20 protein-coding genes are annotated in these 20,344 nt (G+C 71.2%); 10 read left to right on the top strand and 10 right to left on the bottom strand.

Annotated elements, in window-relative coordinates; genetic code table 11:
* The first annotated feature begins 53 nt into the window (after nucleotides 1–53).
* Nucleotides 54–1,031 (top strand): helix-turn-helix domain-containing protein, encoded by a 978-nt coding sequence (locus HD596_RS34780; protein WP_185073595.1) that lies wholly within the window; start codon nucleotides 54–56, stop codon nucleotides 1,029–1,031.
* A 569-nt stretch (nucleotides 1,032–1,600) separates the two neighbouring features.
* Here HD596_RS34780 and HD596_RS34775 read toward each other — a convergent pair.
* From HD596_RS34775 to HD596_RS34765, 3 genes are all read right to left on the bottom strand, one after another.
* Nucleotides 1,601–2,155 carry a hypothetical protein gene (locus HD596_RS34775; RefSeq protein WP_185073593.1) on the bottom strand — a complete coding sequence of 185 codons (555 nt, stop codon included), beginning with the start codon at nucleotides 2,153–2,155 and terminating at the stop codon, nucleotides 1,601–1,603.
* A complete protein-coding gene (locus tag HD596_RS34770) occupies nucleotides 2,152–3,591 on the bottom strand; it encodes an alpha/beta hydrolase family protein (protein WP_313045537.1) in 1,440 nt (479 codons plus the stop codon). Before HD596_RS34770 ends, HD596_RS34775 begins: the two co-directional genes overlap by 4 nt.
* 188 nt (nucleotides 3,592–3,779) lie before the next feature.
* Nucleotides 3,780–4,238: a MarR family winged helix-turn-helix transcriptional regulator gene (locus HD596_RS34765; RefSeq protein ID WP_221519642.1), complete on the bottom strand. Its 459-nt coding sequence runs from the start codon at nucleotides 4,236–4,238 to the stop codon at nucleotides 3,780–3,782.
* A 166-nt stretch (nucleotides 4,239–4,404) separates the two neighbouring features.
* On the opposite strand from HD596_RS34765, the gene HD596_RS34760 reads away from it, so the two are divergent.
* The 7 genes from HD596_RS34760 (at nucleotide 4,405) to HD596_RS34730 (ending at nucleotide 10,432) form a co-directional block, all read left to right on the top strand.
* Complete coding sequence (locus tag HD596_RS34760; RefSeq protein ID WP_185073591.1) at nucleotides 4,405–4,734, top strand: hypothetical protein; 330 nt, start codon at nucleotides 4,405–4,407, stop codon at nucleotides 4,732–4,734.
* A gap of 450 nt (nucleotides 4,735–5,184) precedes the next feature.
* The gene (locus tag HD596_RS34755; protein WP_185073589.1) at nucleotides 5,185–6,090 is read left to right on the top strand and encodes an SDR family oxidoreductase; all 906 of its coding nucleotides are present in this window, start codon (nucleotides 5,185–5,187) and stop codon (nucleotides 6,088–6,090) included.
* A 2-nt stretch (nucleotides 6,091–6,092) separates the two neighbouring features.
* On the top strand, nucleotides 6,093–6,965 hold the full coding sequence (locus HD596_RS34750) for an amidohydrolase family protein (protein WP_185073587.1): 873 nt from the start codon (nucleotides 6,093–6,095) through the stop codon (nucleotides 6,963–6,965).
* On the top strand, nucleotides 6,962–7,417 hold the full coding sequence (locus HD596_RS34745; protein ID WP_185073585.1) for a MaoC family dehydratase: 456 nt from the start codon (nucleotides 6,962–6,964) through the stop codon (nucleotides 7,415–7,417). The genes HD596_RS34750 and HD596_RS34745 overlap by 4 nt, the downstream gene beginning before the upstream one ends.
* A gap of 14 nt (nucleotides 7,418–7,431) precedes the next feature.
* Nucleotides 7,432–8,916 (top strand): acyl-CoA synthetase, encoded by a 1,485-nt coding sequence (locus tag HD596_RS34740; protein WP_185073584.1) that lies wholly within the window; start codon nucleotides 7,432–7,434, stop codon nucleotides 8,914–8,916.
* 46 nt (nucleotides 8,917–8,962) lie between these two features.
* The gene (locus HD596_RS34735) at nucleotides 8,963–9,499 is read left to right on the top strand and encodes a hypothetical protein (protein ID WP_185073583.1); all 537 of its coding nucleotides are present in this window, start codon (nucleotides 8,963–8,965) and stop codon (nucleotides 9,497–9,499) included.
* A 33-nt stretch (nucleotides 9,500–9,532) separates the two neighbouring features.
* A complete protein-coding gene (locus HD596_RS34730; RefSeq protein WP_185073582.1) occupies nucleotides 9,533–10,432 on the top strand; it encodes a DUF4097 family beta strand repeat-containing protein in 900 nt (299 codons plus the stop codon).
* A 336-nt stretch (nucleotides 10,433–10,768) separates the two neighbouring features.
* On the opposite strand, the gene HD596_RS34725 is transcribed toward HD596_RS34730, so the two are convergent.
* Nucleotides 10,769–10,918: a hypothetical protein gene (locus HD596_RS34725; RefSeq protein ID WP_185073581.1), complete on the bottom strand. Its 150-nt coding sequence runs from the start codon at nucleotides 10,916–10,918 to the stop codon at nucleotides 10,769–10,771.
* A gap of 337 nt (nucleotides 10,919–11,255) precedes the next feature.
* Entirely contained in the window at nucleotides 11,256–12,047 is a 792-nt protein-coding gene (locus HD596_RS34720) for a phytanoyl-CoA dioxygenase family protein (RefSeq protein ID WP_185073580.1), read from the bottom strand.
* 101 nt (nucleotides 12,048–12,148) lie between these two features.
* On the opposite strand from HD596_RS34720, the gene HD596_RS34715 reads away from it, so the two are divergent.
* Nucleotides 12,149–13,051, top strand: a complete 903-nt coding sequence (locus HD596_RS34715) for an AraC family transcriptional regulator (protein WP_185073579.1) — start codon at nucleotides 12,149–12,151, stop codon at nucleotides 13,049–13,051.
* Here HD596_RS34715 and HD596_RS34710 read toward each other — a convergent pair.
* From HD596_RS34710 to HD596_RS34695, 5 genes are all read right to left on the bottom strand, one after another.
* Nucleotides 13,001–13,222 (bottom strand): hypothetical protein, encoded by a 222-nt coding sequence (locus HD596_RS34710; RefSeq protein ID WP_185073578.1) that lies wholly within the window; start codon nucleotides 13,220–13,222, stop codon nucleotides 13,001–13,003. The genes HD596_RS34715 and HD596_RS34710 overlap by 51 nt on opposite strands.
* Entirely contained in the window at nucleotides 13,219–13,353 is a 135-nt protein-coding gene (locus HD596_RS64015; protein WP_281398285.1) for a hypothetical protein, read from the bottom strand. Before HD596_RS64015 ends, HD596_RS34710 begins: the two co-directional genes overlap by 4 nt.
* A gap of 68 nt (nucleotides 13,354–13,421) precedes the next feature.
* Complete coding sequence (locus tag HD596_RS34705; RefSeq protein WP_185073576.1) at nucleotides 13,422–14,153, bottom strand: sulfotransferase-like domain-containing protein; 732 nt, start codon at nucleotides 14,151–14,153, stop codon at nucleotides 13,422–13,424.
* Complete coding sequence (locus HD596_RS34700) at nucleotides 14,150–15,133, bottom strand: aldo/keto reductase (RefSeq protein ID WP_185073574.1); 984 nt, start codon at nucleotides 15,131–15,133, stop codon at nucleotides 14,150–14,152. Before HD596_RS34700 ends, HD596_RS34705 begins: the two co-directional genes overlap by 4 nt.
* A 51-nt stretch (nucleotides 15,134–15,184) precedes the next feature.
* On the bottom strand, nucleotides 15,185–16,330 hold the full coding sequence (locus HD596_RS34695) for an argininosuccinate synthase domain-containing protein (protein WP_185073572.1): 1,146 nt from the start codon (nucleotides 16,328–16,330) through the stop codon (nucleotides 15,185–15,187).
* 825 nt (nucleotides 16,331–17,155) lie between these two features.
* Between HD596_RS34695 and HD596_RS34690 the strand changes: the two genes are divergently transcribed.
* Nucleotides 17,156–20,344: a non-ribosomal peptide synthetase gene (locus tag HD596_RS34690; protein WP_313047617.1), complete on the top strand. Its 3,189-nt coding sequence runs from the start codon at nucleotides 17,156–17,158 to the stop codon at nucleotides 20,342–20,344.

Here is a 20,344-nt window from a genome sequence, read left to right as displayed (position 1 = left end):
CGGTGCCGCCGGGGACCACCGTCGCGTACGTCAACCTGCGCTAGATTCGCGACATGCGCGCCCATCACGTCGTCATGGCCGTCACCGACGACATGCCGATCTTCGAAGCAGCCGTCCCATGTCAGGTCTTCGGCGTCGACCGGCCGCACCTGGCCGACCCGTGGTATCGGTTCTCGGCCGTCCCGATCGGGGACGCGCCGGTGCGGCTGAGCCCGGGATTCACCCTCGCCCCGGTGAGCGGCGGGTGGGATCTGGACTCGACGGACACCCTCGTCATCCCGGCCTGCACGAACGTGCACGACGACCCGCCCGCGGAGTTGGTGGACGTCGTCCGGGAGGCGTACCGGCGCGGGATCCGGATCCTGTCCATCTGTTCCGGCGCCTTCGTCCTGGCCGCCGCCGGGGTGCTCGACGGGCGCCGGGCCACCACGCACTGGCTGCACGCGGAGGAGCTGAGCCGCCGCTATCCCGCCGTCCGGGTCGACCCGTCCGTGCTCTACGTGGAGGACGCCAACGTGATCACCTCCGCGGGGACGGTGGCCGGCATCGACGCCTGCCTGCACGTCGTACGGGTCGACCACGGCGCCGCGGTGGCCGCCGAGCTGGCCCGCCGCCTGGTCACCCCGCCGCACCGGGACGGCGGGCAGGCCCAGTACCACCGCCCCGCCTCCCCCGTGGTCCGCGACGACTGGCTGGCCGCCCTCCTGGACTGGGCCACCGAACATCTGCACCTCCCGCTGTCCATCGCCGACCTGGCCGCCCAGGCCAATGTCAGCGTGCGCACCGTCGAACGCCGGTTCGCCGAGGCACTCGGGATGTCGCCGCTGCGCTGGCTGCTGCAGCAGCGGGTACGCCGGGCCCAGCAGTTCCTGGAGACCAGCGACCGGCCGATCGGCTGGATCGCCGACAGCTGCGGCTTCGGCGGCCCGGCCAGCCTACGAGCACACTTCGCTCGGATCGTCGGAGTATCCCCCACCGCCTACCGCCGCACGTTCCACGAACGGACCAGCACAACCCGCATCGCCAGCTAACCGCGTCAATGGCACGCCCCAACCGCCACTCGACCGACCTCAACCGCACCCCCACAACCGCCACTCGACCGACCCCAACCGCACCCCCACAACCGCCACTCGACCGACCCCAACCGCACCCCCACAACCGCCACTCGACCGACCCCAACCGCACCCCCACAACCGCCACTCGACCGACCCCAACCGCACCCCCACAACCGCCACTCGACCGACCCCAACGGCAGGACCCGCACCACCACCCGACCGGACCCCACAGCACCACGCCCCACCAGCAACCGACCGACCGATCCACCGGGCCCCCACAACACGACCGGCACCACCAATTGGCCGGACCCGGCAACGCCACCCCAACCACCAACCGACCGATCCACCGGCGCAACCCAAATCGCCAACCGACCGGTCCCAAACCACGGCCCCGAATCGACAGCCAACCAGCCCGGCAGCACAACCCGTATCGGCAGCCGACCAGCCCGGCAGCACAGCCCCAGACCGACAGCCGACCAGCCCCGCAGCGCGACCCGGAGCGGCAGTTGACCAGCCCGGCAGCGTGGGCGCATCTTGCCGTTGCGTCACCCTCGCCGATCGGGCCAGAGGTCCGGGTAGTACCGGGGGCACACGCAGTTCCTGTCATCCTGCGGAGGGTCCACGACCTGGCCTGCGATCGGAGTCAGCAGCGCCTCGATCGCCTTGGCCGAAGCGACCGCGGCATCGCTGACGCTGTAGGGATCGAGGGTGTCGGCCACGCTGATGTCCAGCCGATCCCCGTGCGACCAGACGTGGGCGCGGTGCCCGGCGAGCTCCACGTGCCCCGGCTGACCGATCCCCGGGAAGCGCGGCATGGCGACCGGGAAGTGGGCGAACTCGGCCGCAGTGTAAGCGACGCCGGGGACCGGCCTTGGATCGCCGGGGTCGAGCCACGTCACGGGCACGCCGAGCGTGGACAGCGTCCGCATGAGGTCGTCCTGCGTCTCGACGCGCAGAGCGGCCAGCAACTGGTCGCCGTCGTTGGCGTGCCCGCCGTACGCACGGCAGAAGCGGAAGTAGGCCAGTTCGCGCGCCCACGCGTGCAGCCGGGCCGGCGGGTGTCGCTCGTAGAGGTAGTCGGTCCAGCGCTGCCCCTTCACCCGCCGGATCGTACCCCGCTGTCCGCGTTGTGGACGGTGAGGTCGCCGTACGGTGACAGCCGCGCAGCGAGGTCGCCTGGCTTGCCGCGTAAGGTCGCGTCGAGGAACGCGGCACTGGTGGCGGCCGTGAGGCGCAGTCCGTCGGTACGGCCCAGCGACCCGGCCAGCGCGGGCACGGGCGGAAGGTAGAGCGGCGCGTCCGTGAACGTCAGATGTGACGTCCCCGGGACGGTGAGCCGGTAACTCGTGGCGGTGCTGAGGTCGAGCACCTGTGTGAGGCGGGGAATGTAGGTGGGGTTGTCGGCCGGGTCCACCGGGTGGGTGAGCGCGAGCACCGGTTGGTGGAAGGGCCGCGGCTCGGGGTCGTGGGGAGCGCCGTCCAGGTTGATGACCGCCGCGAACCGGGTGTCCTGACGGGCCGCCAGCAACGCGGCGGCTCCGCCGATCGAGTGGCCGGTCACCGCGGCCCGAGCGGTGTCGAGGCGGCCGGTCAGCGGGCCCGCGAGCTCACCTCGGTCGAGGCGGCCCAGCTGGGTCAGGACGAAGCCGAGGTCGTCGGCGCGCACCGCCGTCCAGCCAGCTGCCCGCCGCTCGTCCTCGCGCGCGTCGCCGGTCGCGGCGACCCGGGTGCGGATCGTCCGGCCGTCGGCGAGGACGACGGCGGCGGAGTCGTACGGGTGGTCGAGGGCCGCCACGACGTAGCCGAGGCTGGCCAGCTCTTCGGCCCAGGCGGTGTTCTGGGTGCGCACTCCCCCGAGCCCCGGCGAGAACAGCACCACGGGGAACCGTCCTCCCTCCCGTGCCACGGCGGCATCCGGCACCGAGCGGGTGCGGGCGGTCGAGGCGCCGTCGAGCAGGAAACCGGGCACCCCGAGGTAGTCAGCCGCGGCGCGGGAGACGACGCGCGCCTCTCGCGCCGTACGTCCGAGATACTGAGAACGCGCGGTGCCCGTGGAACTCCCCCGCGCCGGGTACCAGAGCTGGACGACCACCGTGCGCCGGTCATCCGGGGCGGGGGTGGCGGGCTCCGGACGCGCCGGTTCGGTCCACTCCAGCACGAGGGTGCCGACCGGGAAGCGGCCCGACGGCTCGGGGAAATCGGGCACCGGAAACGCCCACGCCGCCAACAAGCCCACACCTATGAGGCCGGCGCACGCCGTCCACCCCGGGAACGCCAGCCACCACGGAGCCCGCCGCGCGGGCCGGCCCAGCAGCACGGGGAAGCTGAACGACAGGAGGATGGCGGCACCTGCGAGGACCGGCGCGAACTGCCAGCGCAGCCCGGACACGACCAGCGCCGTCGCGGACAGCAGCACGACCGCCGCCGCGCCCGTCGCGAGCGGCCGGGGGGCAGGGGAAGGAAGCCGGCGGGCGACCACCAGCAGCGCGGCGCCCAGCACCACGATGATCTCCGGGAACGACATGCCCAACGTCACCCGGCCATTGTTGAGGAGGCACGCGGTCCACCGCGTCAACCTGAGGTTTGGCTTTCAGGTACGACCTGCGGTTGAGGCCGTCGCCGTCGGGTGACCGTTCCCACCTACGGTTGACGCCGTCGCTGTCGGGTGACCGTTCCGACCTGCGGTTGACGTCGTCGCTGTCGGGTGACCGTTGTCAAGGAGCTTTACAGAAGAGCCCGCCACGCCTTGGAGAGGGCGTGGCGGAGCTGGCCGACCTGGCGCGTGGACAGGTCTGCGATCATGAGCTCCTCGAGCTCGCGTACGGGCTCGGCTAGGCGGGCCAGGAGTTCGCGGCCTGCGTCGGTGAGAAGGATGTGCAGCTCGCGGCGGTTGGCCGGGTTGCGCTCGCGCCGGATGAGCCCGCGCTCCTCCAGGGCGCGCACCAGGTCGGCCACGGACTGGGCGGTGACAAACGAGTCGCGGGCCAGTTGGGCGGCCGACAGCCCGTCGTGCCGCTCCAGCACGGTGAGGGCGGTGTACTGCGTCACCGTGATGCCGGCCGGTCGCACCAGCTCGTCGAGGCGTGCGCGGACGACGAGCTCCACTTGTTTGACCATGTAGAGCAGTGACGGCGGCGCCTTGTCCGCGGCCGATCCCGCCTGCTGTTCCGCCGTTGCGGTCATCACCTGCTCCTGAGTCGGCTTCGGGGAGATCCAGGCTAGGCCATTGACAGGAAACCTGTTGACAATAAGACTGCGGATCGACAGGTTTCCTGTCAATTGAGGGCGGTCTGTCAGCTGCGTACCCGGCCTTTCCGCAGTGTGGCCGGGGCCCCGCGATGGCGGAATCGTGAGAGAGAAGCGCGACCATGAGCGACCCGAGTTCGAGGAAGGCCGGTGGCGCGAGGTGGCCAGGTGCCAGGTGGTCAGGTGGCGAGTGATCGCGGCGGGCGAGACCGGTGTCGACGCGACCAAGGGCGGCCGTGCCGACGTGATCGCCCCGTCCGTCGGCCAGGTGACCGCTGCGGACGAGACCGTGACGGCCGCCCGCCGCACGCTCGGTCTGGTCGGCGCGCCGCTGTTCGGCAACGCGCCGGTTCCCGACCTCAACGCCGTGCTGCCGGAGCAGGGGCGTGACCGGCCTGGTCCTCAACGCTGTGCTGCTGGAGCAGGGACGTGACCGGGCTGGTCCTCGGCACCGGCCGACGCCCCCGACGCCCGGTCGAGGCGCGGGCCGCGGGCGGATGTGGTCGAGGCGCGGGCCGAGGCCCGGTGCGACCGAGGCGCGGGCCAGCGTCCCCGATGCCCGAAGCCGCCGAGACGCGGGCCGGCACCCCCGACGCCCGAAGCCGCCGAGACGCGGGCCGGCGCTTTCGACGCCCGGTGCGGTCGAGGTGCGGGCCGTGGTTCCGCCCTGGTTCCGCTCGTCCGCGCCGGGCGCCCGCCGGTCCGGATGCCGGGGCGGACGTCGGTGCGGATACCGGTGCGGACGTCGGTGCGGATACCGGTCCGGATGCCGGTACGGACGTCGGGGCGGACGTCGGTCGGCCAGTAGCCGTTCGACGGCATCGATCGCGTCGCACAGCGCAAGGCGGTCGAATTCTTGATCACGTTCGGAGAGGTGTCCCACATGGATCTGACCGGCAAAGTGGCGATCGTCACCGGTAGCGGGCGCGGCCTCGGCCTGGCCTATGCCGAGGCCCTGGCCGCGGCGGGCGCCGCCGTGGTGGTGAATGACGTTGACCAGGAGGCGGTGGACGCCGCGGTGGCGAAGATCACCACGGCGGGTGGACGGGCCGTCGGCGTGGCCGCCGCCGTCGGTGGCACGGCGGCGGCCGACCAGCTGGTCGAGGCGAGCGTACGGGAGTTCGGGCGCCTCGACGTGCTGATCACGAACGCGGGCATCCTGCGCGACCGGGTGCTGTGGAAGATGTCCGACGAGGACTTCGACGACGTCGTCAACGTGCACCTGCGGGGCACGTTCACCTGCGCCCGCGCGGCGGCGGTGCGGATGCGGGAGCAGGGCACCGGCGGGCGGCTGATTCTCGTCGGCTCGCCGGCCGGCCAGCGCGGTAACTTCGGCCAGACTAACTACGCCGCGGCCAAGGCCGGCATCGTCGCGATGGCCCGGACCTGGGCGATGGAGCTGGCCAAGGCCGACATCACGGTCAACGCGGTGATCCCGGTCGCGGCCACCGAGATGACCAAGACCATCCCGGCGTTCGCGCAGGTCATCGCCGAGTCCGAGCGCACCGGGGAGCCGCTGCCCGGCTGGCTGCGCCGGGACGAGGGGCTGGGCACGGTCGAGGACGTGACCGGGCTGATCACGTACCTGGCCTCGGACGACTCCAAGGGCGTCACCGGGCAGGCGATCGGCGTCGGCGGGGACCGGCTGGTCCTGTGGGCGCACCCGAAGGAGAAGGCGGTGGCGTACGCCGACGGCGGCTGGAGCGCCGAGGCGATCGCCGGGCAGTGGCGCACGGGCGTCGGCGCCGAACCCGAGACCTACGGCATCCCCGCCCCCAAGGGAGCCTGACGGTGAACCTCGACGAGCTGGTCGCGATCGACGTCCACACCCATGCCGAGATCTCCAAGGACGGCCACGGCTCGCTGAGCCCGGTGCTGTTCGGCGCGTCCGAGGAGTACTTCGGCTCGCACGAGCGCCCCGCCATCCCCCAGATGGCGGCCTATTACCGGGAGCGGAAGATGGCCGCGGTGGTGTTCACCGTGGACGCCGAGCACGCCACCGGCCACCCGCGCATCGCCAACGAGGAGATCGCCGAGAGCTGCGCCGAACACGCCGACGTGCTGATCCCGTTCGCCAGTGTCGACCCGCACAAGGGCAGGGCGGGGGCGCGGGAGGCCCGCCGCCTGGTGGAGCGGCACGGGGTGCGCGGCTTCAAGTTCCACCCCAGCATCCAGGGGTTCGCCCCGAACGACCCGATGGCCTACCCCCTGTACGAGGTCATCGAGGAGCTCGGCGTGCCCGCCCTCTTTCACACCGGTCAGACCGGCATCGGCGCGGGCGTGCCCGGCGGGGGCGGCATCCGGCTCAAGTACTCCAACCCGATGCTGGTCGACGACGTGGCCGTGGACTTCCCCGAGTTGCGCGTCATCCTGGCCCACCCGTCGTTCCCCTGGCAGGACGAGGCGCTCGCCGTCGCCACGCACAAGCCGTACGTCCACATCGACCTGTCCGGATGGTCGCCGAAGTACTTCCCGCCGCAGCTCGTCCGGTACGCCAACAGCCTGCTCAAGGACAAGGTGCTCTTCGGCTCCGACTATCCCGTCATCACCCCGGACCGCTGGCTGGCCGACTTCGCCCAGCTCGACATCAAGCCCGAGGTACGCCCCAAGATCCTCAAGCACAACGCCGCCCGCCTGCTCGGCCTCGACAAGGAGAGCTCATGATCACGGTTGACGGACTCGCGGAGATCAAGGCCCTGGCCGGCCGCGACCTGGGCCACAGCTCCTGGCTGGAGATCACCCAGGAGCGGGTGAACACCTTCGCGGACGCCACGAACGACCACCAATGGATCCACGTGGACACCCGGCGGGCCGCGGACGGCCCCTTCGGCGGCACCATCGCGCACGGCTATCTCACCCTGTCGCTGGTCATCCCGCTGTTCAACGAGGTGCTCGACATCCGGGGCGTGAAGATGAGCATCAACTACGGGCTGGAGAAGGTCCGCTTCCCCGCCCCGGTGCGGGTGGGCGCCAAGGTCCGCCTGGCCGCGAAGGTCGCCGAGGTCGAGGACGTGCCCGGCGACGGCGTGCAGATGCTCTGCGACTTCACCCTCGAGATCGACGGCGTCGGCAAGCCCGCCTGCGTCGCCCGTGCCGTCTACCGCCACTATGCCTGAGAGGTGACGGGACGGTGTTGAACGCAGGGCTCGGCGGGTGGCCGGCCAGGCGGGCCGCGATGTCGCCGGACCGCACCGCCTTCGTCTTCCGCGACCGCGCGACGACGTACGCGGAGGTGTTCGACCGCACCACCCGGCTGGCCGGGCAGTTGCGCGCGGCCGGGGTGCGCAAGGGAGACCGGGTGGCCTACCTGGGGCAGAACCACCCGGCGTTCGTGGAGACGATGTTCGCCACGCACATGCTCGGCGGCATCTTCGTGCCACTGAACTTCCGGCTCGCCGCGCCGGAGATCGACCACCTGCTGGCCCACAGCGGGGCGACGGTGCTCGTCCACGCTCCCGGGCACGCCTTCGGGCGGGCCGTACGCACGGTGGTGGCGCTGGGCCCGGACTACGAGGACTGGCTGGACGCGGGCGATCCGACACCCATCGACGTGCCGGTCGGCCTCGACGACGCGGCCTGCGTCCTGTACACCTCCGGCACCACGGGCCGCCCCAAGGGCGCCACGCTGACCCACGGAAACCTGATCTGGAACTGCTACAACCTCCTGGTCGGGGTGGACGTCGCCGCCGACGAGGTGACGCTGGTCAGCGCGCCGCTGTTCCACGTGGCGGCGCTCAACCAGTGTCTGCTGCCCACGTTCCTCAAGGGCGGATGCTCGGTCATCATGCCGTCCTGGAGCGTGGACGCCTGCTTCGACCTCATCGCCGAACGCCGCGTCACCTGGATGTTCGGCGTGACCACGATGTTCGCCGCGCTCGCGCGGTCGCCCCGGTGGGCGGGCGCCGACCTGTCGTCCGTACGCTGCCTGATGGCGGGCGGCGCGGCGGTCCCGCCCGCGCTGATCCACACCTACCAGGAGCGCGGCCTGACCTTCTGCCAGGGGTACGGCCTCACCGAGACCGCGCCGGGCGCCACGTTCCTGGAGGCGGGCGAGAGCGAGCGCAAGGCCGGATCCGCCGGGGTCCCGGTCTTCTTCACCAATGTCCGCTGCGTCCGCCCCGACCTGACCGACACCTCCCCCGGCGAACCCGGTGAAGTGATCATCCAGGGCCCGAACGTGACCCCCGGCTACTGGAACGACCCCGACGCCACCGCGCGGGCCTTCTCCGAGGGCCGGTGGTTCCACTCCGGCGACATCGCGTACGTGGACGCCGACGGGCACTTCCACATCGTCGACCGGGTCAAGGACATGTACATCTCGGGCGGCGAGAACGTCTACCCGGCCGAGGTCGAGGCGGCCGCCTACGAGCACCCCGCGGTCGCCGAGGTCGCGGTGATCGGCGTACCGGACGCCACGTGGGGAGAGGTCGGCCGGGCATTCGTGATCACGACCCCCGGGCGCGAGCTGACCATCGGCGAACTGCGGGCGTTCCTGGCCGAGCGGCTGGCCAGGTACAAGCTCCCCGTGTACCTCGACATCGTGGACGACCTGCCCCGCACCGGCTCGAACAAGATCCAGAAGAGCCGGCTGCGCGACACGCTCGGCCGGGCTTGACGCGGCGGCGCTGGCGCCGGCGTCATTTTGGCGCCATAATGGCGCCATGGATCTCAAGCCGTACGTCGACAGGCTCCACCGGGACCTCGCGGTCGCCGCGGAAGCAGGCGGTGAGGACGCGCGCGCCCTCGCCGAGCGACTTGTCTCACCTCTCGAGTCATCCGCCCGGCTGATCCTGCTGGAGGTCCTGTCGGCGGCCGCCGACGAGATCACGCGCGAGCTGGCGCCCGGCTCGGTGGAGGTCCGCCTGCGCCGCGGCGATCCCGACTTCGTCCTGACCCGGTCCCCGGCGGGACACCCGGCCGCGCCGGAGGCCCCTGACAGCGACGGCGGGCCGTCCGGCGCGGACGTCCAGCCCGTGGAGATCCAGCCCGTGGAGATCCAGGACGGCGGCACGGCCCGCATCAGCCTCCGGGTCCCCGAACATCTCAAGGTCCAGGTCGAGGAGGCCGCCCGCCGGGAGGGCCTGTCGGTCAACACCTGGCTGGTCCGCGCCGTCGCCGCCACGTTGGAGTCCGGCGGCCGCCGGCCGGCGGGGCGCGGCTCGGCGAGCGGGCGCAGCTACACCGGCTGGGTCGGCTGAGGCCCGGACGCACGCAACCACGAGGAGGGTTTCATGCCGACATTCGACACGCCCGAGCCGATCTCGGTCAGCATCGAGCTGCCCGGCGCCGAGGTCAGGATCATCGCGAGCGACCGCACCACCACGGTGGTCGACACCCGGCCGGGCGACGGTGAGGGCGGGGCGGCCGCGGTCCAGATCGGCTACGCGGCCGGCAAGCTGGTCGTCAAGGGCGCGCAGCAGGAGTCCGTTCAGTCCCGGTACGCGGGCGCCGGAGCAGGCGGGCGGCGGCAGGGGTGGGGCCTGTCGGCGTTGGCCGGCCTGTTCGGCGACTGGGGCGAGTCGGTCCGCGTGACGATCGAGCTGCCGTCGGGCTCGCACGTGCAGGGCTCGACGAGGTCGGGCGAGTTCCACTGCACGGGCCGGCTGGGAGACTGCCGGCTGCAGACGGACTACGGCGACATCCGGCTCGACGAGGCCGGCGCGATCCAGCTGACCAGCGACAGCGGCGACATCGGCGTGGAGCGCGCCACCGGCCGGGCCGAGGTCTCCAGCGCCTCCGGCGAGATCAGGATCCAGGAGGTGGACGGCCCCGCCTCGATCAGGAACGACGACGGGGAGTGCTACATCGGCGAGGTGACGGGCGACCTGCGGCTGATCGGCACCAGCGGCGACATGCAGGTCGAGCGCGCCCACGGCGGCGTCGAGGCGAAGAACGTGCACGGCAGCGTGCGGATCGGCGAGGTCGCGCGCGGCTCGGTCGTCCTGACGAGCACGACCGGGGATCTCGAGGTCGGTATCCGGGAGGGCACGGCGGCGTTCCTCGACGTGAGCACGGCCAACGGCAGGCTGCTCAACTCCCTCGACACCCGCGAGAGCCCGGAAGGGTTCGACGAGACGGTCGAGATCCGCGCCCGCAGCCATGACGGCGACATCACGATCCGCCGTGCCTGACGTCGCGTGCCAGGAGGGGAAGATACTCATCGGGGTCCACGTTGATCAGTCGATCGCAGCACTCGACGCCTCCTGCGTGTTCGTGGGCGCGTCCCGCTCTCGACCGCCTCCTGCGCGTCCGTGAGCGCGTCCCCCTCTCGACCGGCGGCAAGCTCGCAGGATGCGGTGATGCCCGATCCGTTCGGCGCTCGCCTTCAATGCCCGTTCGACCCGGCCCGTACCGAGCAGGGCCCTGGCCTGCTGGTCCAGGGCGGTGGCCGGCTGAGGCAGGTAGCGCTCAGGATCGGCCTGGGATCGCAGGGAGTTGGCTGTGGCGGCGAGCTTGCGCATCCGCCGTCACCTCCAGATCGGCGGCAGGGCCCAGCTCAGGCCGACGATCGCGGCGAGCGGCAGCACCGTCGCCCAGCCCGGCCACACGATGGACGAGATCAGTGCGGTACCGGCCACCAGTTCCAGGGGGACCGTGACCGCGCAAGATCGCATCATGACGACCAGTGGGACGCCCGGCGACCAGAGCGCAATCCCGGCCGAGCACCGCAGCGGCTCTCCCGAATTCCCCAGCAGGGCAGCGCAGCGGCCTTCCCGGGTTTCGCGGCCGGGCAGCGCAGCGGCCTTCCCGGGTTTCGCGGCCGGGCAACGCAGCGGCCTTCCCGGGTTTCGCGGCCGGGCAACGCAGCGGCCCTCCCGGGTTTCGCGGCCGGACAACGCAGCGGCCCTCCCGGATTTCCCGGCTGGGCAGCGCAGCGGCCGTCCTCCCGAATTCCCCCCGGGCAGCGCAGTGGCCCTCCGGATTTCCTGGGAGGGCCGCTGTACGCCCGCCCCGCTAAGCCCAGGGGCGGGGGAAGGTGTCGCCGTCCAGCCGCTCGCCCGCGGCGAGTCCGAGAGGATCGGTCACGACGTGCCCGGCCCCGCTGTAACGGGTCGCCTCGTCCATGTAGATGGTGACGTGCGCGAGCCGGGCCTGGTCGGTGCGGTTGGGCAGCGCCATGTGGCCGGTGTAGCCGCTGTGGAAGGTGCAGTCGCCCGCGCGGAGCGGCACGGTGACGCGGGGGATCCAGCGCAGGGCCGGGTCCGCCTCGAACAGGTCCTCCTCTTCGTGAAGGTCCTGCGGGCGCAGGCCGGTGCGGTCCTGGGTACCGGGCAGGAAGGTCATGCAGCCCCGCTCCGGGGGAACGTCGACCAGCGCTATCCACGCCGACAGCGGGAGCCGGTCCCCCGTGTGCGGCCAGTACGGACGATCCTGGTGGAACTCCGTGGCGGCGTTGTTGTGCGGCTCCTTGACCAGCATCTGGTCGTGCCAGAGCCGCAGCGAGAACCCGGCGAGTTGTTCGGCGATCCGGCCGATCCGCGGGTCGAACGTGAGCTCCCGCAGCGTCTGGTCGCGCTGCCAGACGTTGACCAGCTGGCTGAAGGTGCCCTGCTTCTCCAGGCTCTCCGCGCGGTGCGCCTCCAGGAACGCCTCGGCGCCGGCCCGGAAGCGCTCGACCTGGCCGGGCTCGAGCACACCCCGCACTCGGACGAAACCGTGCTCGCGGTAGGCCGCCACCAGCTCGTCCGGCACCCGGCCATCGGCGCCGACGTCGCTGTGGTGCTGCTCGGTCGTGGTCGTTGCCATCGCTGACCTCCAGGGTTCTTGCTGTTGGGATACCGCAAGCCTCGCCGAGCCGTGCCGCTGCGGGCTAGGCCGATCCCGGCGATTAGTCGTACGATCCCGACATGCCTGCCATGCTGCACGAGCACGCGCTGTTCGCCGGGGGCCCGGTCCTGGCAGGTGTCCACCACCTGAACCCCGACATCGAGCCGCACGCGCACGACTTCCTGGAGATCGCCGTGATCGGAGCCGGCGACGGCCGGCACCTGACCAGCCAGGGCGCGCACCCGCTGCGGCGCGGGCAGGTCGTCGTGCTCCGGCCCGGCGCCTGGCACGGGTTCCGCGACTGCACCGACCTGACCGTCGCGAACTGCTGCCTGTCCGCCCAGGCGCTGCGGGGCGAGCTGGCGGCGCTGTACGACATCCCGATGCTGCGCCGGATGCTGTGGACCGATCCGGTGGCCTCCGGCACGCACGGCGTGGCGGTCACGACCGTCGATCCGGCCGCCGCCGAAGAGGCCATCGCGGAGATCGGGCTGCTCGAACGGGAGCTGGCCGCCGATCGGAGGCGGCCGGGGCGGGTGCTCGGCCGGCTGGTCACCGTACTCGGCGTCCTGGCCGACGGCCGCGACCCCGAAGGGCAGAGGCCCGAGTCCGCCGTCCACCCCGCCGTCGCCGCCGTCATCGCCCGGCTGGAGGCAGCGCCCGCCGACCCGTGGCGGCTGGATGATCTCGCCCGGTCGGTCAGCCTGGATCCCGCCTATCTCGGGCGGCTGTTCAGGCAGTACGTCGGGCTGACGCCGCTCGGCTTCCTGGCCCGGCTGCGGGCCGAGCGCGCCGCCACGTTACTGGCGCACTCGACCCTGCCGACTGCCCGGGTCGGCGCCGCCGTCGGCTGGGACGACCCGACGTACTTCGCCCGCCGCTTCCGGGCGCTGGTCGGGCTGACACCCACCGAGTACCGGCGACGTAGCCGATCAGCCGCCCATGCTCAGCTCGGCGACCCGGCCGGGCGGAAAAGCCCCTGAGACGTCGGTGAGCTGCCCCTTGGCGTCGCGCCCTTCGGCTCGCAGGGCGACGACGGCACGCTCTAGGACGGCGGCCCGCTCCAGGACGGCGGCCCGCTCCAGGACGGCGGCCCGGATCAGCGGGCGGCCGCTGCCGATGCGACGGGCGACGGCCGTGCTCGTCTCCCTCACCACGTCACCGGCAGCGGCTTGAGACCGTAGGCGACGTCTTCCGTCGCGGACTCGGCCTGCTCGAACGGCACCGCCGGCGCGAGGGTCGGCACGCGCCGGTCGAGGGTGCCGTAGACGACCTGCGACTTCACCCGGGCCGGCCCGGTGGGCGCCGTAGCCGGTGCCAGACGCCGCTTCCTAGAGCCAGGCCGGATTCACCTCATGGGCAGGGACAGAGGCGGTGGCGCGCGAGCGCGTCGTAGAACGGTTGGTGATGCTCGGCGACGCGGCGCAGGTGCTCGTTGGTGTCGGGCGTCTCGCGCCGCTCGGGCGCCTTGGCCACCAGCCCGCTGCTCTGGGCCACCTCCGCGTGCCACCGGTCCGTACGCTGCCAGTTGGCCTGCCGGCCGGGATCCCACCGCATCGCCTCGGGCATGAACTCCAGCCCGACCCGCTCGCAGTACGCCCGGACCGTCGCCTCCGGGTTGGCCACGAGATCGTCCCCGTCGATCACCAGGGGCACCTCGCCGGTCGCCGACCGCACGGCGTCGAAGATGGCGTGCAGGTATTCGAAGCCGTACTCGTCCAGGGTGGCCTCGGGGTTCATGGCGTAGTGCGAGGCGATCGCGCTCCGCGGCTCCCGGATCATGAAAGTGTTGATGACGTCGCTGAACAGGCGCTCGTCTTCGAGCAGCGGCGTGTACGTGTAGTCGGAGGTGTCCTTGGCGAACACCCGGCGCCCGCCGGCGTTGACCTCGAGCATCATGTCGAGCAGCTCGACCTCCGACGTGGCGCGCCTGCCCGTGAGCTCGAAGTGACCGTCCACCTGCAGGTACGAGAACGGCTCGTGGACCACTTCGAGATCGCCGCGCTCGAGCATGATGCGCAGGAACGCGGTGGAGCGCGAGCGGGGCACGGCCCACAGCAGGATGGGCTTCGGCGCGGCGCTCATTGCGACCACTCCGTAGGCCGGCGGTCCCAGCGGTGTTCGCGCAGCTGCGCCATCAGCTCTTCGCTCAGTGGTTCGGCGTCGCTGGTGGCGATGTTGGCGCGGACGTGTGTCACTTTGCGCATGCCGGGGATGACGGTGGCGACGTCGGGGTTCTGCAGGATGAAGCGCAGTGCGAGCTCCGGCATGGTCATGCCCTCGGGCACGATCCGCGCCAGCCGTTCGGCGCGCTCCACGCTCGCGACGAGGTTCTCGGGTACGAAGTACGTGTTGCGCCAGTCGCCTTCGGGCCAGCGGGACTCGCGGGTGAGGGTCCCGGTCAGGGTGCCTTCGTCGAAGGGCACCCGTGCGATCACCGCGACGTCCAGCTCGCGGCATGCCGGGAACAGCTCGTCCTCGGGAGCTTGATCGAAGATGTTGTAGATGACCTGCACCGCGTCGATCAGTCCGGTGCTCAGGGTCTGCAGCACGTTCCAGGGTTCCCATCGGTTGACGCTGATGCCGACGCCCTTGATCAGCCCGCGTTCCTTCATCTCGACGACGGTGTCCTGCCAGGCCGCGTCGTGTGCCCAGTCGTCCTCCCAGACATGGAACTGGAACAGGTCGACGGACGGCGTGCCCAGCCCTTCGAGGCTGCGGTGCAGGTATTCCCAGAGATGGTCCGGCGGGTACACCTCGGACAGTTTGGAGTCGCGGGTGGACGGCCAGGTGCGGTCCTTCGGCGGGGGCTTGGTCGCGAGGTAGAGGCGGCGCTCCGGGTGCCGCTTGACCAGCTGCCCGAGCATCCTCTCGCTGTGTCCGCGGCCGTAGATCCAGGCGGTGTCGAAGTAGTCGCACCCGAGCCGTACGGCTTCGTCCAGGGCGGCGTCGCCGGCCTCGTCGTCGGCGCCGGTCCATCCGCCCTCGCCGCCGGCTATCCCCCACATCCCGTAACCCACGTCGCCGACCATCCAGCCCAGCCGGCCGAATCGACGCTCACGCATCACTTCCTCCTTTCACGCCTGAACGGCGACTCACGCCTGAACGGCGACTGCCTAGCTCCACCGGTTGCCGCCCGAGCCGAACCGCGTCTGCTGCACCACGGCGCTGGCGACCTTCATCCGCTCGACCTGGACGAGGCCCCGGTGGACGGAGAGCGTCACGCTGCCGCCGACCTCGCCGACGAGCCGGTCGATCCCGTCCCGCGCGGCCTGCGCGGCCGGCTCCAGCCAGCGCGCCTCATACATCGCGGCGCCCAGTACGGCGGCCAGCCGGTCGTAGAGTTCGCGGCCCGCCGCATCGAGGCTGGCCTGCAGGATGCGGCTCCACGCGCGTTCGAGCAGCTCCAGGCCGGGCGCCTCGTAGATGCCCCGGCACACCGTGCCGATGATGCGCCGCTCGACCACGTCGCGAAGCCAGACACCGTGCCGCGCGCCGATCTCGTTGGCCAGCGTCATCCACGCGACCGGGTCGGGGCCGCTGCCGTTGACGTCGGCGACCCGTCCGTCGAGGAAGGTGACCGTGACGGTCTCGGGCTCGGCCGGGCCCTGCCCGGGCCAGTTGCTCCAGCGCGGCCGGAGCCGGGTGACCGGCGTTTCGAGGTCTTCCAGCTCGGCCGACTCGTGCGAGATGCCGGCGAGGTTGGCGTCGGTGGACCGCTCGGCGCTGCTGCCGGGGTCGAGACGCAGCCCGTGCTCGGCGACGGCCGCGAGCATGGCCTCGCGATCGGGGAAGCGTTCGAGCGCCTGCGGGTTCGTCCACGGCTCGATGACGGACAGCCCCGGTGCGACCTGCGCGCCGTAACGCGCGAAGCGGCGCTGGTCGTTGCCCCCGCCGACACAGCCGTGCGCGAACGTCTGGCATCCGTCGGCCCGCATCAGCGGCGCGAGCTCGCTGACGAGCACGAAGCGCGCCGCGCCGGTCGTGTTCCAGTAGCCGCCGTCGTGGCGGGCCCGGTAGCGCAGCAGATCCGACGCCACGGCCGCCATCGGTGATCGCAGATCCACGACGACGACGTCGTCCCCGGATCTTCGCAGCGAAGAAGCCAGCGCGTCCATCTCCGCGCGCTTCGATTGACCAATGTCGGCGATATAGTGCCGCGTCGGAGTGGCCAGTTCATGAAGCCAGACTCCGACGGCCAGGGAGGAAAGTCCTCCCGATTGGAATAATCCGACAGGTGCGTTGCCATTGGCCTGCCGCACAGCCTTCCCCTAACGCTGGTGGACGGGGGCGAGGTCGGCACTCCATACGCCGACCGCCAGCGACCCTACCCACGGACCGCGCGCATTCACCCGCAACATGCGAATGATCTCCAATTAGCTGTCCGCCGCCCTCGCCATACCGATGCGGCCAGCGGAAATGCCCTCGGAGAATGTCCGTCAAAGCTTTATTGATCATTCCGGATTGGCGCGGAGAACGCATCCGTGGATTGGCGGGCGCCGGCTCGGGTATGGCCGGGTATGCCTCTCAGGCCCTCCCCAAGCCGCGCTCGTCTGACTCGCCGTTTGTCGTGCCGACGTCGAAGCATTTTTGCGCCGCAATCAATCCCCCATTTCTGCAGGCCATAACACCGCGCCCGGCGGGCGGGACCGGCCGCGGCGGAGCCCGGGGTTGCGAATCCTCGCCAGGTGTTCCAGTATGTGAGTAACCCCTTAGCAGCCGAATACCGGTTATCCGGTAGCGTTCGAGACGCCCGTCGAAGGGAGGCACCCGTGCTCATCCGACCTCACGATTCCCCAGCTCAGCACCCATGTTTCGGCACGTCGTCGAGCTGATCGCGGAGGAGCCCGCACCGCCGGCACGGGCACCGGAGGGTGTGACAGCACCGGTGCGGTACGGGCCGCGGTCCGCCGCGCGTCGCCCAGGCTGAGACAGCCGGCCCCGACGCCTGATCAGCCGGCCAATGCCGGTGAAGCCGCCGACGCGGTAATGCGATGACATATCCGTGTGCATTCACCGGAGCCCGGTGATTTTGCGTGATACCCAGCCACCTATTCACGGCCGCCGAAAACGGTAAGCACTTCTTCATGCCCTCGTCCTGCGCGCCGAGGACCGGCCCTGGCTATCCGAAACTCACAGATCTGAATAGTGACCGATCTGCCCGACACGACGGTCGAGACTATGGGAGCACGATGCCACGCCATCAGCAGACGCACCTGAGCGAACAAGCCCTGACCGCCATTCAGTTATCCCTGGGACCGCAGCACGCGTTCCCTCGGCAAAGCACCGTCCTTGACCTGTTCCACGCACGGACAAAGAATGCGCCGGACCGTCCCGCCGTCCGTTACCGGGACACCACCATGAGCTATGCCGAGCTCGATGCCGCGGCCAACGTGACGGCCAATCGACTGATCGGCAACGGCGTTCTGACCCGGCAATTGATACCCGTACTGGCCGCGGACGGGCCCGAATTCCCGGCCGCCCTCTTCGGGGTGCTGAAAACAGGCTCGGCCTTCGTGCCGCTGGATCCGGCGTGGCCGGTCGACCGTCTCGGCGCGATCCTGGCCGAGCTGTCGCCGCCCGCCATCGTGGCGTCGCCGGCCACCGTGGAGACCGTCGCCGAACTGAATTCGACCCTTCCGACGGTGATCGTCGACTGTACGGAGCAGCCGCACGATCCGGCTGACCGCACACCCCCGCCGGCCGGCCGTGCGCCCGGCCCCGAGGACCTGATTTACGGCTTCTACACCTCCGGCTCCACGGGCACGCCCAAATGCGCGCTCAACCACCACCGCGGCCTGGTCAACAGGTTGACCACGATGTCGCGCCGGTTCGGGGACGGGGCCGACCACGTGACGCTGCAGAACAGCCGCTCCACGTTCGACTCCTCGATGTGGCAGGTGTTGTGGCCGCTGGTGTCCGGCGGGCAGGTCGTCCTGCCGCACCGCGACGGGATCCTCGACCTTGAGGAGACCGCGCTGACCATCGGCCGCTACGGCGTCACGATGACCGACTTCGTGCCCTCCGTGCTCGCGGCGTTCGTGTCGCTGCTGGAGGCGCGCGAGGACCTGCGGGAGGCGGCGTCGAGCCTGCGGCGCATGCTGATCGGCGGGGAGGCGGCCGGCCCCGGCGTGGTGCACCGGCTGCGCGCGCTGCTGCCCGGCCTCAAGGTCACCAACACGTTCGGACCCACGGAGTGTTCGATCGGGTCGGTGTTCCACGAGGTCACGGACGCCGACCTGGACCGGATCCCGCTCGGGCGCGCCATCGACAACACCGCCGCGATCGTGCTCGACGACGACCTGCGGCCCGTCCCGGTGAACACGCCCGGCGAGCTGTACCTCGGCGGCGAGTGCATCGGCGCGGGCTACCTCAACGATCCCGAGCGCACCGCGCGGGTGTTCGTGCCCAACCCGTTCCCCCAGATCCCGGGCGAGAAGCTGTACCGGACAGGCGACCTGGCGCGGGTCGGCGAGGACGGGCTGCTGTACTTCAACGGCCGGCTCGACGAGCAGGTAAAGGTCGGCGGGGTGCGGGTGGAGCTCGGCGACGTCGCATCGGCCCTGGCCGACCATCCGCTCGTGGGCAGCGCGGTGGCGGTCGTGCTCGGCGAGGCGCCCGCGTCCACTCTGGTCTGCTGCGTCACGCCGCGCTCGCCGGATGATCCGCCGTCCGCGGAGCAGCTTCGCGGGTACGCGGCCGAGAAACTGCCTGCCGAACAGGTCCCTCATCAAATCGTGGTACTGGAAGCGCTTCCACTCAACCGCAACGGCAAAGCGGACCGCAAGGCGCTGGCCGCGCTCATCGTGGCCGAGTCGGCGTGGCAGGCGGACCCGGAAGAGTCCATCGAGCCGCCGGCCAACCCGATGGAGGAGCTGGTCTGCTCGGCGTGGTGCGAAGTGCTGGAGCGGGAGCAGGTCTCGGTGGTCGTCCCGTTCTCCGACTACGGGGGCACCTCGCTGATCGCCTACCGGCTCACCACCGCGGTCAGCCGGCGCCTGGGAAGGCCGGTGCGTCCCAGAGATCTGCTCGTCGCCTCGACCGTACGCGAGCAGGCGGCGCGGCTGACCAAGGGCATCGACGACGACAGCGCCGAACTGGCCTACGTCAAGCACGACCTGGCGTGGCGCCCGCCGCAGACCCTGCTGCTCACCGGCGCGACCGGGTTCGTCGGGGCGCACATCTTCGCCGAGTTGCTGATGCACTCCAACGCCGAGCTGATCTGCCTGGTACGGTGCTCCGACCCGCCTGACGGCGCCCGGCGGCTGACCGAAGTCCTCGAGCAGTACGGGCTGACCTCCGCCTGGCAGCTGCTGCCCATGGCGCTCAAGACCGGACGGGTCGAGGTGGTCCCCGGCGACCTGGGCAGCGAGCTGCTCGGCCTGCCGCAGTGGCGATTCGACGCGATCGCGTCGGCCGTGTCCGGCGTCGTCAACGCCGCGGGCGCGGTGAACTTCCTGTCCGGCTACCTGGACCACCGCCCGGCCAACGTGCTCGGCGTACAGGAGCTCATCAAGCTCGCCTCGGGCGGCGCCCGCCTGCACGCCCTGTCCACCTTGAGCATCTTCCCGCCCGCCGGGCGGGCCGCCCCGCGCATCACCGAGGACCAGCTCCCCGAGGCGGACCAGGTCGCCGCGGACGGCTACAACAGATCGAAGTACGTCGCGGAGAGCCTGCTCGCCGACGCGCACCGGCAGGGCGTCAGCTCGGTGGTGTACCGCCTCGGCGAGGTCTGGCCGCACCAGGCGACCGGCGTGGCCAACCCGGACTCGCTGGCGCACAACCTGTTGTACGCGTGCGCGCGCACCGGATGCGTGTTCCCGACCGAAGCCGAGACCGACGTGACGCCGGTGGACGTGGTCGGCCAGTTCGTGGCACGCGCCGCGACCGGCGACATCAAGGTGCCCGACGGGGCGATGCACGTGCTGTGGCCGGCGAGACTGCGCTTCGCCGAGGCGTTCGGCGTGCTCGCCGACCGGTGCCGGCTCGACCGGGTCGGCTACGCGCAGTTTCACGATCGCCTGGAGGCCATCGCCGAGCCCGACGAGAGGCTCGCCGGGCTGCGCCTGCTGCTGCCGCCGCCGGCCGGCGACTGTGACGCGGCGCCGGCCGAGTTCGACCAGATGTTCACCGACGGCTCCCGCCGCTTCGACACCCAGCGGTTCAGCCGGCACGCGCTCTCGCTGGCGCGGCCGACGGCGGACGGGCTCAGGACGCTCGATCGCTACCTCAGCGAGCTGACCGACATTTCCGCCTTCGTACCTCAAGAAAGGTAA

The sequence above is a fragment of the Nonomuraea jabiensis genome (assembly GCF_014204795.1).
GTDB classification, from domain to species: domain Bacteria; phylum Actinomycetota; class Actinomycetes; order Streptosporangiales; family Streptosporangiaceae; genus Nonomuraea; species Nonomuraea jabiensis.
This window is presented reverse-complemented; position numbering and strand designations above follow the sequence as displayed.

What these genes read in the sequence shown, in the direction of transcription:
- HD596_RS34745 (WP_185073585.1), top strand. Translation starts at nt 6,962, where the DNA reads ATGATCACGGTTGACGGACTCGCGGAGATCAAGGCCCTGGCCGGCCGC.
- HD596_RS34705 (WP_185073576.1), bottom strand. Translation starts at nt 14,153, where the DNA reads ATGAGCGCCGCGCCGAAGCCCATCCTGCTGTGGGCCGTGCCCCGCTCG.
- HD596_RS34755 (WP_185073589.1), top strand. Translation starts at nt 5,185, where the DNA reads ATGGATCTGACCGGCAAAGTGGCGATCGTCACCGGTAGCGGGCGCGGC.
- HD596_RS34715 (WP_185073579.1), top strand. Translation starts at nt 12,149, where the DNA reads ATGCCTGCCATGCTGCACGAGCACGCGCTGTTCGCCGGGGGCCCGGTC.
- HD596_RS34780 (WP_185073595.1), top strand. Translation starts at nt 54, where the DNA reads ATGCGCGCCCATCACGTCGTCATGGCCGTCACCGACGACATGCCGATC.
- HD596_RS34730 (WP_185073582.1), top strand. Translation starts at nt 9,533, where the DNA reads ATGCCGACATTCGACACGCCCGAGCCGATCTCGGTCAGCATCGAGCTG.
- HD596_RS34690 (WP_313047617.1), top strand. Translation starts at nt 17,156, where the DNA reads ATGCCCTCGTCCTGCGCGCCGAGGACCGGCCCTGGCTATCCGAAACTC.
- HD596_RS34735 (WP_185073583.1), top strand. Translation starts at nt 8,963, where the DNA reads ATGGATCTCAAGCCGTACGTCGACAGGCTCCACCGGGACCTCGCGGTC.
- HD596_RS34720 (WP_185073580.1), bottom strand. Translation starts at nt 12,047, where the DNA reads ATGGCAACGACCACGACCGAGCAGCACCACAGCGACGTCGGCGCCGAT.
- HD596_RS34765 (WP_221519642.1), bottom strand. Translation starts at nt 4,238, where the DNA reads ATGACCGCAACGGCGGAACAGCAGGCGGGATCGGCCGCGGACAAGGCG.
- HD596_RS34725 (WP_185073581.1), bottom strand. Translation starts at nt 10,918, where the DNA reads ATGATGCGATCTTGCGCGGTCACGGTCCCCCTGGAACTGGTGGCCGGT.
- HD596_RS34700 (WP_185073574.1), bottom strand. Translation starts at nt 15,133, where the DNA reads ATGCGTGAGCGTCGATTCGGCCGGCTGGGCTGGATGGTCGGCGACGTG.